We start from the raw sequence: 14851 nt of genomic DNA, 5'->3' as shown, positions 1-14851 counted from the left end.
ATGCAACACGAATCTCCTATTATTCGTCGCAAATCAACCCGTATTTATGTGGGTGATGTGCCGATCGGTGATGGTGCACCAATTGCTGTGCAATCCATGACCAACACAAGAACAACAGATGTAGCCGCGACCGTTGCTCAAATTAGAGCTCTGGAAAAAGTTGGCGCTGATATCGTTCGCGTATCTGTACCGACTATGGATGCAGCTGAAGCCTTTAAGCTAATCAAGCAGCAGGTCTCTGTTCCTTTGGTTGCTGATATTCACTTCGACTACCGTATCGCACTTAAAGTGGCTGAATACGGTGTTGACTGTCTGCGTATCAACCCAGGTAACATCGGTAACGAAAGCCGCATTCGCTCTGTTGTGGATTGTGCTCGTGATATGAATATCCCGATTCGTATTGGTGTTAACGGCGGTTCTCTTGAAAAAGAGATCCAAGAGAAATACACAGAGCCTACAGCAGAAGCGCTTGTTGAATCTGCAATGCGTCACGTCGACATCCTAGACCGTTTGAACTTTGATCAATTTAAAGTCAGCGTTAAGGCGTCTGATGTATTCCTAGCCGTCGGTTCTTACCGTTTGCTTGCTAAGCAGATTGATCAACCTCTTCACCTTGGCATTACCGAAGCGGGTGGTGCGCGTGCAGGTTCTGTGAAGTCAGCGGTAGGTTTAGGCATGCTTCTCTCTGAAGGTATCGGCGATACGCTGCGTATCTCGTTAGCGGCTGATCCTGTTGAAGAGATCAAAGTTGGCTTTGATATTCTTAAATCTTTGCGCATTCGCTCGCGTGGCATCAACTTCATTGCGTGCCCGAGCTGTTCTCGTCAAGAGTTCGATGTTATTAACACCGTTAATGCCCTTGAAGAGCGCCTAGAAGACGTGATTACTCCAATGGATGTATCTATCATCGGTTGTGTGGTTAACGGCCCTGGTGAAGCTGAAGTGTCTCACTTAGGTCTAGCTGGTAGTGCACGTAAGAGTGCTTTTTACGAAGACGGTAAGCGTCAGAAAGAGCGCTTCGATAACGATGACCTTGTCGACAAACTTGAAGCTAAGATTCGTGCAAAAGCATCAGTGCTTGATAAAGCAAATCGCATTGATGTAGAAAACTTAGAAGATTAATACAACGCGATGGGGTGTGATTGTCTATTCGCACTGATACCTGGTCGTGAGAAATTACGGAATAAATACTGTGGCTAAAAATATCCAAGCAATTCGAGGCATGAACGACTGCCTTCCAACTCAATCACCACTGTGGCAGAAAGTAGAAAGCGCAGTTAAAAGTGTGGTGAGCGCATACGGTTACAACGAAGTACGTATGCCTATCGTTGAAGAAACAAACCTATTTAGCCGTGCGGTTGGTGAAGAGACAGACGTTGTTTCTAAAGAGATGTACACCTTTGATGACCGCAATGGTGACAGTCTAACGCTGCGTCCAGAAGGAACAGCAGGTTGTGTACGTTCATGTATTCAAAACAGCCTTATTAACCGTGATGAACAGCGCCTATGGTACATGGGCCCAATGTTCCGTCACGAGCGTCCTCAAAAAGGTCGTTACCGTCAATTCCACCAATGTGGTGTTGAAGTGTTTGGCCTAGACGGCCCAGATGTTGACGCTGAACTTATTATGATGACAGCACGTCTATGGCGTGAACTAGGTATCGATAAGCACGTTCGTCTTGAATTGAACTCAATCGGTTCTCAAGAAGATCGCGTAAGCTACCGTACTGCGTTAGTGGCTTTCCTTGAGCAACACATTGATGTGCTAGATGAAGACTGCAAACGTCGCATGCACACTAACCCTCTACGTGTTCTGGATACTAAGAACCCGGATGTTCAAGCTATCTTAGGTGACGCACCTCGACTATCTGAATATCTAGGTGAAGAATCGAAGCAACATTTTGCTGGTTTGTGTGAACTTCTTGACGCTGTTGGTATCGAATACCAAGTTAACGAGCGTCTAGTACGCGGCCTAGATTACTACAACCGCACCGTATTTGAGTGGATCACAGACAGCCTTGGTGCCCAAGGTACAGTATGTGGTGGTGGCCGTTACGATGGTCTTGTTGAACAACTCGGCGGCAAAGCAACCAATGCTGTTGGCTTCGCTATGGGTCTAGAGCGTCTAGTCCTTATGATGGAAACGCTAGAACTTACAGAAGTTCGTCGTAGTGTTGACGTATACATGGTTGCTGCTGGCGAAGGTACAATGATCGCGGGCATGCAGTTAGCGAATCAATTACGCGATAACGTTGAAGGCGTACGTGTGATGAACCACTTCGGTGGTGGTAACTTCAAGAAGCAATTCAAACGTGCTGACAAAGTAGGTGCTGTTGTGGCGTTGGTACTTGGTGAGAACGAAGTTGCTGACAATACAGTTGTGCTAAAAGATTTGGTTGGCGGCGAGCAACAAACCGTGTCTCAAACGGAAGTTGCAGAAAAAGTTGCTGCGTTAATCTAAGCCATTGAGCAAACGCTCATCATGAATATCAACGTCAGCACTATGCTGGCGTTTAAAGAATTAAAGAGGACAGGAAGTGGAACTTTACGATAGCGAAGAGCAACAAGTTGAAGCCATTAAAGATTGGTGGAAAGAGAATGGCAAAGCCGTAATCTTTGGTGCGGTTATTGGTTTAGGTGGCCTATTTGGTTGGCGCTATTACCAAGATTCAGTCGTTGAAGCGCGTGAAGCCGCTTCAGAAAGCTACACCTCTGCAATCTCAGCTCTAGATGCTAAAGGCGTTGATGCTCAATCTGATATTCAAGCTTTCATCGACGCAAACAAAGACGCTGAATATTCAGTACTTGCTGCTATGCAATTAGCAAAAGCGCAAGTTCAAGCGGGTGACCTTACAGCTGCACTAGAACAACTTGAGTGGGCAAAATCGGCAACTAAGGACGCGGCATTAGCGCCACTACTGACTTACCGTGTTGCTCGTATCAAAGCTGAGCAAGGTGAATTTGACGCAGCATTGACTGATCTTGAAGCGATGACTGACGAATCTTGGAAAGGCCGTGTTGCTGAACTGCGTGGTGATATCTCACTTCGTAAAGGCGACACAGATGCAGCTTACAGTGCATACTCTGAAGCTCAACAAGCTGCTGATGCGAGCCAAACGCTTCAAATCAAACTTGACGACCTAGCTAAATAAGGCGCTTTGAATGAAGAAGATGTTTCCAAAAGCGGCGTTGTGTGCGATTGCTCTTGGCCTGCTAGCGGGCTGTGCAAGTGAAGAAGACACCGTAATCATGGCACCAGTACCAACGGTAAACAGCGAGTTTACTCCTAGCCAGGAATGGTCTACGTCGGTTGGTGATGGTGTTGGTCACTACTTTTCAAAACTAACGCCAGAATTGGCTTACGACAAAGTATTTGTTGCAAGCCGTGAAGGTATGGTTAAAGCGCTTGACCCTGAAACAGGTAAAGAGCTTTGGAAAGTCGATCTTGAGAAAGAAGTACTGGCTCGTTTATCGGGTGGCTTAACGGCAGCTTACGGCAAGGTATTTGTTGGTTCTGAAAATGGCGAAGTGATCGCGCTGGATGAATCAACCGGTGAAGAGCTGTGGCGTGTATCAGTGAATGGTGAGGTGCTTGCATCCCCAGCAACTGAAAGCAACATGGTTATTGTTCATACCAGTCGTGGCATGTTGACCGCGTTAGATCAAGAAAGCGGTGAGCAAAAATGGACCATCAGTACAGAAGTACCAAGCCTAACACTTCGTGGCGATAGCTCACCTGTTACGGTTTCAGGTGGTGTATTCTGGGGTACGGCAAATGGTCGTTTAGCCGCAGCTATCGTTGATCGTGGTCAGCTTATTTGGCAACAGCCAGTAGGTACACCAAAAGGCGCAACGGAAATTGATCGTTTGGTTGATGTTGATGCATCACCGGTTGTTCTTGGCGGCACCCTATATACCGTAGGTATCAATGGTCAACTGATTGCTATCGATCTTCGTTCTGGTAAGCCAGTTTGGAAACGTAACTACTCGTCAGCGATTGATTTAGCAAGTGATGGCAGCCGTTTGTTCGTTGTGACTGACAAAGACCATGTGGTTGCGGTTGATGCGCGTAGTGGTACTGAACTGTGGAGCACTCCATTGTTAGAAAACCGCTTACTGACAGCACCTGCTATTATTAATGGTTATGTGGTTGTTGGTGATACTGAAGGTTATCTGCACTGGTTAGATCGTTCATCGGGTGAGTTTGTTGCTCAACAGTTGGTCGATGATAGCGGCTTTGCGGTTGCGCCAATTGAAATGCCTGAAGGCTACTTAGTGACGACTCGCAATGGCGATGTAAAGAAACTAACGATTAGCCAATAAAAGCGTGATATAATTCACAGTCGGCTCCTGGTTGGTAACAGCTAGGAGCCGTTTTGTTGTTATAAATTAATAAACCGTGTGGTTATAGGTAAGAGTTTAAACTTGCGATCAAGTGCTTACCTATAACTACATTTAGAGAAGAAATTGTAGAGGTTGTTATGGTACCTGTTGTTGCTCTAGTAGGGCGTCCGAACGTAGGTAAATCTACGTTATTTAACCGATTGACTCGAACTCGTGATGCATTGGTTGCGGATTTTCCTGGCTTAACGCGTGACCGTAAATACGGTCATGCTCATTTTAGCGAGCATGACTTTATTGTTATCGACACTGGTGGTATCGACGGTACCGAAGAAGGTGTTGAAACTAAAATGGCTGAACAGTCGCTCGCGGCGATTGATGAAGCTGATGTCGTTCTATTTATGGTAGATGGTCGTGCGGGTCTAACACCTTCAGACGTAGCTATTGCTAAGCACCTTCGTCAACTAGAAAAGCCTTCAATGCTAGTAGTAAACAAGGTTGATGGTATCGACCCTGATGCTGCAAGTGCTGATTTCTGGCAACTAGGCGTAGAAGACATGTACCAAATCGCTGCAGCGCACGGTCGTGGTGTAACAGCGTTGATTGATCTTGCTCTAAACCCATTCGCTGAAGCGTTAAAAGCTGAGAATGGCGAAGTAAGCGATTTAACTGAATTTGAAGACGAAGAAGAAGAGCAAGTTGATTTCACTGAAGAAGAAGCGGAAGAAGAATTCAAGCGCCTTCAAGATCAACCGATTAAGCTAGCGATCATTGGTCGTCCTAACGTAGGTAAATCAACGCTAACTAACCGTATTCTTGGTGAAGAACGTGTTGTTGTTTACGATATGCCAGGTACAACTCGTGACTCTATTTACATTCCGATGCAGCGTGATGAGCGTGAATACGTTCTGATTGATACTGCGGGTGTTCGTCGCCGTAAAAATATCAACGAAACAGTTGAGAAGTTCTCAGTGGTTAAAACACTGAAAGCGATTGAAGATGCTAACGTTGTATTACTGCTTATCGATGCTCGCGAGAACATCTCAGATCAAGATCTAAGCTTGTTAGGCTTTGCGTTGAATGCTGGTCGTTCAATTGTTATTGCCGTAAACAAGTGGGATGGCCTAGATAACGACGTTAAAGATCGTGTTAAGAAAGAACTAGACCGTCGTTTAGGTTTCGTTGATTTCGCACGTATTCACTTTATCTCTGCACTTCACGGTACTGGTGTTGGTCACTTGTTTGAGTCTGTTCAAGAAGCTTATAAGTCAGCAACGACTCGTGTTGGTACTTCTGTACTTACTCGTATCATGAAGATGGCGACTGATGATCACCAACCACCTATGGTTCGTGGCCGTCGTGTTAAATTGAAATACGCGCACGCTGGTGGCTACAACCCACCGATTATCGTTATCCACGGTAACCAAGTACGTAACTTGCCAGATTCATACAAACGATTCTTGATGAACTACTACCGTCGTTCACTAGAGATTATGGGTACACCTATTCGCATTCAATTCCAGAACAGCGAGAACCCATTTGAAGCTAAGACAACCAAGCTGACAATTTCTCAAGAACGTAAACGTAAGCGTATGATGAGCATGGTTAAAGGTCGTAAGTAAACCTTTCCAATAGATTTGATACCCGAGCCTGTCTCGGGTATTTTTTTAAGCAAAATTCACGTTAAGCCATAACCTCATATCTCCATATCGTGATGGGTTAACGAATTAGACTCAATTTCAAAAGAAGAACGATATGACCACTAGCGATTCAATGACACCAGCGACATCCATGAAACCAATAATAGTTATCACACCAACCATCACTCAATTTTGTCATCAAACTTGGCTGCTCAATGCAAAAGCGGTGTACGTTGAAAGTGACGACAGCAAAACTCACTTGATCACTGACGTGACACCTTTCCACCCTGTGAGTCATATTTGGCCCGATCACCCAGCAGACCGAGGTTTTGTCAGCGTAGGTGGTGAACAGTATATTGTTGAAGATTGCCTTGTTGGTGCAATAGAGCAATCTACTGGAAATCTTTATATTGCAGCAGATATCCCTGTTAAGCGTGATACGGAAGGGTGGGCGTTTGTGGTTGTCCACCAACTACCTGTATCAGCTTCTATGATTAACATTGGCGATGAAATTGAGTTGTCGGTTGATAAAGAGCACCAAGCCAGTTTGAGCCGCGGTCATAGTGCCGGACATATTGCTTTCTTAGCGTTGAATAAAGTATTGGCTGAGAGTTACTGGCGTAAAGATGCAGACAGAAAAGATCCATTCGGCAGCTATGACTTCAATAGCTACGCACAGGTGACTAGCTTTGTTACTCCAGAGTTGTGTACCGATAAGTATCGTTTAGGTAAAACCTTGAAGAAACGCGGTCTGAACGTTGCTGACATGCTAACTAACCTTGATGGCATTGAGGCCGACATCAACCAGATGATTGCAGGCTGGCTTGTTGAATCGACTCTTGTAACGATGAGACTAGAAGGTGAGGCGTTAACAGACTCTCGCTACTGGGAATGGCAGCTAGATGACGAGACTTTAGTGTCTATTCCGTGTGGTGGTACTCACATCGACAATACTTCAGAACTTAAGGCATTGTCGGTTAAGTTAACCCAATTAGATGACCAACATATCGAAATGCAGACGTGTGTCTCTCGATGATCTCAATTAAAGATCGAAAATAGATTGTTCTGCATTTTTGGTTTTATTGGTTTGTTTATAGTCATATATTCCATTGTAAATTGAAATGCAGTATATGTAACTTATGCTTTCGGTGTGTGGTGATATAAATATTCTTTTTGGGGTAGATCGCTGATCAAAGTAGATAAAGCAAAAGATCAACCTATGATCTTCGGTGGTGTGTTGTGGTAATTTAGTGTGTTAATATTGACCAGTATATAGGCTTGCATAAGAACAAGCTGTTCCCACCATATAATTGAAAGCTTTAGTGAATGAAACAACAATTTTTATTAGAAGGTCACCGAGCAGTAAACAGTTTGCTTCGAAAGCTTGCCCTTGGGTTGGATCGCAAAGAATTAAATCGTAAGATCATTCAACTCACCGAGCAGATTTTTGGTCAAAGGATGGCCTCTATCCTATTGCTAAACCCCGAATCGAATACATTACATTTAGAATATGCTCCAAACTTGCCTGATTTTTATAACCAGCAGATAGAAGGGGTGGGGGTTGGTGCCGGAATTGGTTCCTGTGGCGAAGCGGCGGCACTTAAGAAAGCTGTCATGGTCTCCAATATTAATGCACACCCGAATTGGACTCCTTTCTTAGCCTTAACCAACCAGGCTAACCTTCATGCATGTTGGTCAGTGCCAATCATCTCTTCACATGGTCACGTATTGGGTACCTTCGCAATTTACAGTCAGTACATCTCTGAACCTCATGAGTTTGAACTTGAGATCTTAGAGTTATTGGCTTCTCTGTATTCAGTCGCGCTTGAGAAGTATGAGTTAGAGAATCAACTCAACTTTTTTGCCAATCGAGACTCTCTAACACACAGTTTGAATCGCCGAGCATTGCTGATAGAAGCCGAGCAGGTGTTAACTAACCGCTGTTTTACTGAAAAAGTGATGGCATGCCTGTTTGTTGATGTCGATAAATTTAAGTCAATAAACGATACGTTTGGCCACAGCTTTGGTGATGATGTGTTGTTAGCCGTTGCAAAAGTGCTTGATGAGGCAACTACTGCCTGTGCCAAGATAGGGCGCTATGGGGGCGATGAGTTTGTCGTGTTCTCTTGCTTTGATGATCAAGAAAGTGTGCTGAACTTTTATCGAAGCTTAGAAAGAACCTTGGAACAAGCTCTCTATATCGATGGCACTCAGTTTTCTGTCAGCGTTGGACTTTCTTATGAGAAAGATCCTGAGTCATTGGAAGGCTTGATCGCACAAGCTGATAAGAACATGTACCAAATCAAGCAAGCTAAGTCTTAGCAGTGGTAGATTGTAAAAAAGTAGTGAGTTAGGAAATGCTAATGAGTGAAAATATCTGCCCTAAGTGCCAATCAGAGCTAGGTTGGGATGGAAAGTATCACTGTGAAAGTTGTCAGGCACACTTTACTAAGGTTGGGTTTTGCCCTGAGTGCAGCAGCCAACTTGAGAAGCTTCAAGCCTGTGGTGCAGCGAGCTATTTTTGTAATGGTGAGTGTAATGAGCTTAAATCTAAATCGAGAGTAAAGTTTGTATTTCAACCTGCGGAATAGACTTAAGCCGAATCGCTTAAACGACTATCTGTAATGTTATATCAGAGACTCAATACCGAAGAGTTGGTCTTTTTTGTATCTAATGAACCTAGAGCTCGCTCTTAGCGACTCTTGTTGTCACTTGCGATTCAATCACACCGTCTTCAACTTGGGTGGTGATCACTTCACCGATTTCGACATCGTTAATCGATGACACAGTTTTACTCGATGCTGAATGGGTGATGCTGTAGCCACGTTTTAGGGTTGCTAATGGACTTACTGTTTCTAACTTCTCGGCAGCCATGGCTAGTTGGTGGCGAGTAGTCAGTAATGTCTTGTCCATTGCATCCAATAGCTTTTGCTCTGAACGTTGTAGATGCAGTTTCTGTTCACCAAGGCGTTTCACTGGCGAGTTCAGCTGAAGTTGGTGCTGCTTACGTTCAACACGCTGAGCATGTTGCTTTAGGTATTGAGTCATACCACGACGCAAACGCATGTCTAAGTCATCAAGCTGCTGACTCTGCTTTTGCAGTTGGTAGCTCGGGTGTTGTTTCTCTAAGCGGTATTTCAACGTTTGAGTTGATTGCGCTTGTTTTATTAGTACATGACGAATCGCACTCACTAAACGAGCACGTTTAGACGCATAAGCTTGCTCTTTATGACTGTTGTCACGGCTAACCAATTCAGCGGCTGCTGATGGCGTTGGAGCTCGCATATCTGCGACGAAATCGGCGATAGTGACATCAACTTCGTGTCCAACGGCGCTGATAATCGGGATCTGACTTGCTGCAATGGTGCGAGCAACGATCTCGTTATTGAAACACCATAAGTCCTCTAATGAGCCGCCGCCTCGGCCAACGATCAATACATCACACTCATTGCGTTCATTGGCACGCCCAATCGCTTGAGCGATCTGAATCGAAGCTCCTTCACCTTGTACCATAGTCGGATATACGATGACTGGCAATGACGGGTCGCGCCTTTTCAGTACATCGAGAATATCGAAGAGGGCAGCGCCTGTTTTAGAGGTGATAACACCAACACATTTAGGATGTTCTGGAAGAATTTGTTTACTGGACTGAGCAAATAAACCTTCCGCCGCCAAGTTCATCTTAAGTTTTTCAAACTCTTGCTGAAGCTTGCCGTCACCTTCTGGCTGCATGCTTTCGATGATCAGTTGATAATCACCGCGTGGCTCATAAAGAGATAGGCGCGCTTTAACTAGCACTTGATTACCGTTCTGAGGCTTAAAAGTCACACGACGGTTATTGCCACGAAACATAGCGCACTTAACTTGAGCGCGAGAGTCTTTAAGCGTGAGGTACCAGTGACCAGAGACAGGTGCAGAGAAATTTGAGATTTCACCAACGAGCCAGACTATTCCCATTTCGTTTTCTAATAGGAGACGAACCTCTGAATTGAGGCGAGAAACAGTAAAGATGTTTGGATTGGTCATAGAAGCGCTATCTATCCTTGAAGGAAGGTCTTTCTCTTGGAATCTCACTGGGCGTGAGTATGGAAGATAGCGGCAATATAATACATAGCAAGGGGGTAAATGCAAATTAAAAGTATAAAAATGTGTAGCCAAGCGATTTCGTTGGCCGTATAATCCGTCCGCAATATCTAATCCAAATGCAGTTTGATTTTCCTTAATTGGCTGCCCTCATTAGGCGAAACGATGAGATTGGATTGTTTCTTTTTACTCCTATTATTGTGAGATATTGCAAATGCTAAGAATTGCCAAAGAAGCGCTGACATTCGACGACGTACTGCTAGTGCCAGCACACTCCACCGTTCTCCCTAATACAGCTGATCTTCGCACTCAGTTGACGAAGAATATTTCCCTAAACATCCCAATGATCTCTGCATCGATGGATACTGTGACAGAAGCTCGCCTAGCGATTGCACTGGCGCAAGAAGGCGGAATAGGCTTCATTCATAAGAACATGTCTATTGAACAGCAAGCTGAAATGGTTCGCCAGGTTAAAATTTACGAAGCAGGTGTGGTTTCTCACCCTGTTACTGTAAACCCTGACGCGACAATCGCTGATGTTGTAGCTCTTACTCAAAAACACGGCTTCGCCGGTTTCCCTGTTGTTACTGAAACAAACGAACTTGTTGGTATTATTACTGGCCGTGACGTTCGCTTTGTGACTGACCTTTCTAAGAAAGTTGACGTAGTAATGACGCCTAAAGCTCGCCTTGCTTCTGTTAAAGAAGGTGCAACTCGTGAAGAAGTTCAAGAGAAAATGCACGAAGCGCGTGTTGAAAAAGTTCTTGTTGTAAATGATGACTTCCAACTTACGGGAATGATCACTGCAAAAGATTTCCACAAAGCAGAACGTAAACCAAACGCTTGTAAAGATGAGCGCGGCAGCCTACGTGTAGGTGCAGCTGTTGGTGCTGGTGCTGGTAACGAAGAGCGCGTTGCTGCTCTAGTTGAAGCTGGCGTAGACGTTCTACTTATCGACTCTTCACACGGTCACTCTGAAGGCGTACTTAACCGTATCCGCGATACGCGTGCTGCATACCCTGACCTACAAATTATCGGTGGTAACGTAGCAACTGGCGCTGGCGCTCGTGCTCTTATCGAAGCGGGTGTTAGTGCGGTTAAAGTAGGTATCGGCCCGGGTTCAATCTGTACGACTCGCATCGTTACTGGTGTTGGTGTTCCTCAAGTAACAGCAATTGCAGACGCAGCTGAAGTAGCAAACGAATACGGTATTCCAGTAATCGCAGATGGCGGCATCCGCTTCTCTGGCGATATCTGTAAAGCTATCGTTGCTGGCGCATCTTGTGTGATGGTTGGTTCAATGTTCGCGGGTACTGAAGAAGCACCGGGTGAAGTTATCCTTTACAACGGTCGTTCTTACAAGTCTTACCGTGGTATGGGTTCTCTTGGCGCTATGTCTCAAGGTTCTTCTGACCGTTACTTCCAATCTGATAACGCTGCAGACAAGCTTGTTCCAGAAGGTATTGAAGGTCGTATCGCATACAAAGGTCGTCTAAAAGAGATCGTTCACCAACAGATGGGCGGTTTACGCTCAAGCATGGGCCTAACGGGTTCTGCAACTGTTGAAGATATGCGTACTAAAGCTGAGTTTGTTCGTATCTCTGGTGCGGGCATGAAAGAATCTCACGTACACGATGTTCAAATCACGAAAGAAGCACCTAACTACCGTTTAGGTTAATAATACGTCCAAACGTTTGAATAATGTGCTGATTTAGTCGGCACATTATTTTATCTACCGCCTGTTTTGCAGAAAGTCTGATTTTCTCAAAACACGAGGTTACAGATAACCAACGAAAACGTTTGCTTTATTTCTTGAAGAGTTAATCAGAGGTGAGTAAACTCGCCTCCGTTTTATCACATAGCCAATAAGACTGCTTACAATGACTAAAAATATTCATGACCAACGTATTCTAATTCTGGACTTCGGTTCTCAATACACACAGCTAGTAGCTCGTCGTATTCGTGAGATCGGTGTTTACTGTGAACTTTGGAGCTGGGACGTAGAAGAAGCGGATATTCGTGAATTCAATCCAGACGGTATCATCCTATCTGGTGGCCCTGAAAGTGTAACGGAAGAGAATTCTCCACGTGCACCTCAGTACGTATTTGATTCAGGTGTTCCTGTCTTCGGTATCTGCTACGGCATGCAAACGATGGCTGAGCAACTTGGCGGTAAAGTAGCAACGTCTACTGAGCGCGAGTTCGGCTACGCTGCTGTACAAGTGACGGGTGAATCTGCACTTTTCACTGACCTTGAGACAACTCAAGACGTTTGGATGAGCCACGGTGACAAAGTGGTTGAAATCCCTGCTGATTTCACAAAAATCGCAGAGACAGACACTTGCCCATACGCTGCAATGGCAAACGAAGAGAAGAAATACTACGGTGTTCAATTCCACCCAGAAGTAACGCACACTAAAAACGGCTTAAAAATGCTTGAGAACTTCGTTCTTAACGCGTGTGGTTGTGAAGGTCTGTGGACTTCAGCGTCTATCATTGAAGATGCAGTTGCACGTATTAAAGAGCAAGTAGGTGACGATGAAGTTATCCTTGGTCTTTCTGGTGGTGTTGATTCATCAGTAGTAGCGATGCTTGCTCACCGCGCTATCGGCGACAAACTAACATGTGTATTTGTTGATAACGGCCTTCTTCGTTTAAACGAAGGTGAGCAGGTTATGGAGATGTTTGGTGACCAATTCGGCCTAAACATCATTAAAGTTGATGCGGAAGATCGTTTCCTTGACGCTCTGGAAGGCGAAGCTGAGCCAGAAGCGAAGCGTAAGATCATCGGTCACGTATTCGTAGATATCTTCGACGAAGAGTCTAAGAAACTGAAGAATGCTAAATGGCTTGCTCAGGGTACTATCTACCCAGACGTAATCGAGTCTGCAGCATCTAAGACAGGTAAAGCACACGTAATCAAATCTCACCACAACGTTGGTGGTCTTCCTGATGATATGGAAATGGGCCTTGTTGAGCCTCTACGTGAGCTGTTTAAAGATGAAGTACGTAAGATCGGTCTAGAGCTTGGTCTTCCATACAACATGCTTTATCGCCACCCATTCCCAGGTCCTGGTCTAGGTGTTCGTGTACTTGGCGAAGTGAAGAAAGAGTACTGTGATTTACTGCGTCGTGCTGATGCTATCTTCATTGAAGAGCTTCACGCTGCTGACCTTTACCACAAAGTATCTCAAGCATTCACGGTATTCCTACCAGTGCGTTCAGTTGGCGTAATGGGCGATGGCCGTAAGTACGATTGGGTTGTATCTCTACGTGCCGTAGAAACTATCGACTTCATGACTGCTCACTGGGCACACCTACCATATGACTTCCTAGGTAAGGTATCTAACCGTATTATCAACGAAGTTAACGGCATTTCACGTGTTGTTTACGATATTTCTGGTAAGCCACCAGCAACTATCGAGTGGGAATAACCTCTTAGAGATTTAACCAGTTTTGATTAAAATCTTAAGCCTCGAACTCAGTTCGGGGCTTTTTTCTTTTTATTTAGGAGATTAAGGATTTACATCTACAACGAGCAACAAAATCCGTTGGAAGTTAGATATCACCTCAAGAAACAATGAGACGTTTTGTTGTGTTGAAGGGTACATAAAAGTGTCACTCGCACTTTTTATAAATTTACATGGTAACGACTAGCTCATTTCCCATGCGCCGCATACTCTTTGATGGACTTATTAAGGACAGATAAGAGAATCCATCATGTTAAAAATCAAATATTTGGCGACAGTAGTTGGCTGTACTTTAGCTGCACACAGTTACGCGTCTTTGAACATTCAACCTGATCCGCAAAACCCGAATGGCTACCTTGTTGAAAAGTCTGCACTGCAAGCGGCTGAACAAGCGAAAACATCCGATCCTATGTATGCGATCTGGTCACAAGCATTACAAACTCGTCCCAATAGTATCGTTGAAGCGATTGAGCCGGGTTTAGCCTCGAATCCTGAAAACGTGAAACGAGTCGAGCGTGTATTCCCTCAATCTGAATGGGACTTCCTCACTCAGATGGCTGCGCCAGAATACACGTACACTCGCTTCTTACGGGCGATTGGTAAATTCCCTGCCTTCTGTGGAGAGTACACTGATGGTCGAGATTCAGACGCCATCTGTAAAAAATCCATCATCACGGCCTTTGCTCATTTCGCTCAAGAAACAGGTGGGCACATCGCAATAGATAACACCTCTGATAACCCATTAGCTCTAGAAGAGTGGCAGCAAGCGCTGGTGCATGTTCGTGAAATGGGTTGGTCTGAAGGCCAAGAGGGTTACACCACCGGTTGTGGCCAGAACGATTGGCAGAATGCACGATGGCCATGTGCGGCAGGTCAGGGTTATTTTGGACGTGGTGCTAAACAGCTTTCTTACCATTTTAACTACGGTGCGTTCTCGGAAGTGATGTTCGATGGTGATGCGACGGTTCTATTGAATAACCCAGGTTTGGTTGCTGATTCATGGTTGAACTTGGCTTCTGCTATCTGGTTCTTCCTTACACCTCAAGCTCCTAAACCAGCAATGCTGCACGTTATTGACCGCACTTGGACACCCTCTCAGCGTGAGTTGGATGCGGGAATTGGCTATGGGTTTGGTACCACAATCAACGTAATTAATGGTGGTATCGAGTGTGGTGAGCAGAACAAAGACAAAGGCCAACCAGTTAACCGAATTCGTTATTGGGAAGGGTTAGCTGCGCATTATCTGATCCCTGTAGAAGCGGATGAAGCCAATACATGCTGGCAGCAAACGCCTTACGGAAGCTTGAACTTGAATGG

12 protein-coding genes are annotated in these 14851 nt (G+C 45.0%); 11 read left to right on the top strand and 1 reads right to left on the bottom strand.

Going from position 1 to position 14851, the window contains the following annotated elements:
• The 8 genes from ispG to AB4653_RS03130 all read left to right on the top strand — a co-directional run bounded on the left by ispG (window position 1) and on the right by AB4653_RS03130 (window position 8572).
• Window positions 1-1122 (top strand): flavodoxin-dependent (E)-4-hydroxy-3-methylbut-2-enyl-diphosphate synthase, encoded by a 1122-nt coding sequence (gene ispG / locus AB4653_RS03165; protein WP_009848294.1) that lies wholly within the window; start codon window positions 1-3, stop codon window positions 1120-1122.
• A gap of 70 nt (window positions 1123-1192) precedes the next feature.
• Window positions 1193-2461: a histidine--tRNA ligase gene (gene hisS / locus AB4653_RS03160; RefSeq protein WP_009848295.1), complete on the top strand. Its 1269-nt coding sequence runs from the start codon at window positions 1193-1195 to the stop codon at window positions 2459-2461.
• Window positions 2462-2537: 76 nt separating this feature from the next.
• Window positions 2538-3152: a YfgM family protein gene (locus AB4653_RS03155; RefSeq protein ID WP_065678454.1), complete on the top strand. Its 615-nt coding sequence runs from the start codon at window positions 2538-2540 to the stop codon at window positions 3150-3152.
• Between the two features lie 10 nt (window positions 3153-3162).
• Window positions 3163-4323 (top strand): outer membrane protein assembly factor BamB, encoded by a 1161-nt coding sequence (gene bamB / locus AB4653_RS03150; protein WP_009848297.1) that lies wholly within the window; start codon window positions 3163-3165, stop codon window positions 4321-4323.
• 158 nt (window positions 4324-4481) lie between these two features.
• The gene (gene der / locus AB4653_RS03145) at window positions 4482-5963 is read left to right on the top strand and encodes a ribosome biogenesis GTPase Der (protein ID WP_009848298.1); all 1482 of its coding nucleotides are present in this window, start codon (window positions 4482-4484) and stop codon (window positions 5961-5963) included.
• A 133-nt stretch (window positions 5964-6096) separates the two neighbouring features.
• Complete coding sequence (locus AB4653_RS03140) at window positions 6097-7017, top strand: metal-dependent hydrolase (protein WP_009848299.1); 921 nt, start codon at window positions 6097-6099, stop codon at window positions 7015-7017.
• A 290-nt stretch (window positions 7018-7307) separates the two neighbouring features.
• Window positions 7308-8303: a sensor domain-containing diguanylate cyclase gene (locus AB4653_RS03135; protein WP_102258221.1), complete on the top strand. Its 996-nt coding sequence runs from the start codon at window positions 7308-7310 to the stop codon at window positions 8301-8303.
• Window positions 8304-8344: 41 nt separating this feature from the next.
• A complete protein-coding gene (locus AB4653_RS03130) occupies window positions 8345-8572 on the top strand; it encodes a zinc ribbon domain-containing protein (RefSeq protein WP_009848301.1) in 228 nt (75 codons plus the stop codon).
• A gap of 88 nt (window positions 8573-8660) precedes the next feature.
• On the opposite strand, the gene xseA is transcribed toward AB4653_RS03130, so the two are convergent.
• Window positions 8661-10007 carry an exodeoxyribonuclease VII large subunit gene (gene xseA / locus AB4653_RS03125; RefSeq protein WP_009848302.1) on the bottom strand — a complete coding sequence of 449 codons (1347 nt, stop codon included), beginning with the start codon at window positions 10005-10007 and terminating at the stop codon, window positions 8661-8663.
• A gap of 271 nt (window positions 10008-10278) precedes the next feature.
• Between xseA and guaB the strand changes: the two genes are divergently transcribed.
• The 3 genes from guaB to AB4653_RS03110 form a co-directional block, all read left to right on the top strand.
• Window positions 10279-11742, top strand: a complete 1464-nt coding sequence (gene guaB, locus AB4653_RS03120) for an IMP dehydrogenase (protein WP_004735127.1) — start codon at window positions 10279-10281, stop codon at window positions 11740-11742.
• 202 nt (window positions 11743-11944) lie between these two features.
• Window positions 11945-13498, top strand: coding sequence for a glutamine-hydrolyzing GMP synthase (gene guaA, locus AB4653_RS03115; protein WP_009848303.1), 1554 nt, complete (start codon window positions 11945-11947; stop codon window positions 13496-13498).
• 286 nt (window positions 13499-13784) lie between these two features.
• A partial coding sequence (locus AB4653_RS03110; RefSeq protein WP_372103315.1) for a chitinase occupies window positions 13785-14851 on the top strand: 1067 nt, incomplete at its 3' end.

It is taken from the genome of Vibrio sp. 10N.222.48.A3 (genome assembly GCF_041475345.1).
Classification (GTDB): domain Bacteria; phylum Pseudomonadota; class Gammaproteobacteria; order Enterobacterales; family Vibrionaceae; genus Vibrio; species Vibrio tasmaniensis_A.
The sequence above is the reverse complement of the archived record's forward strand: the minus strand, read 5'-3'. Positions and strand labels throughout refer to the sequence as shown.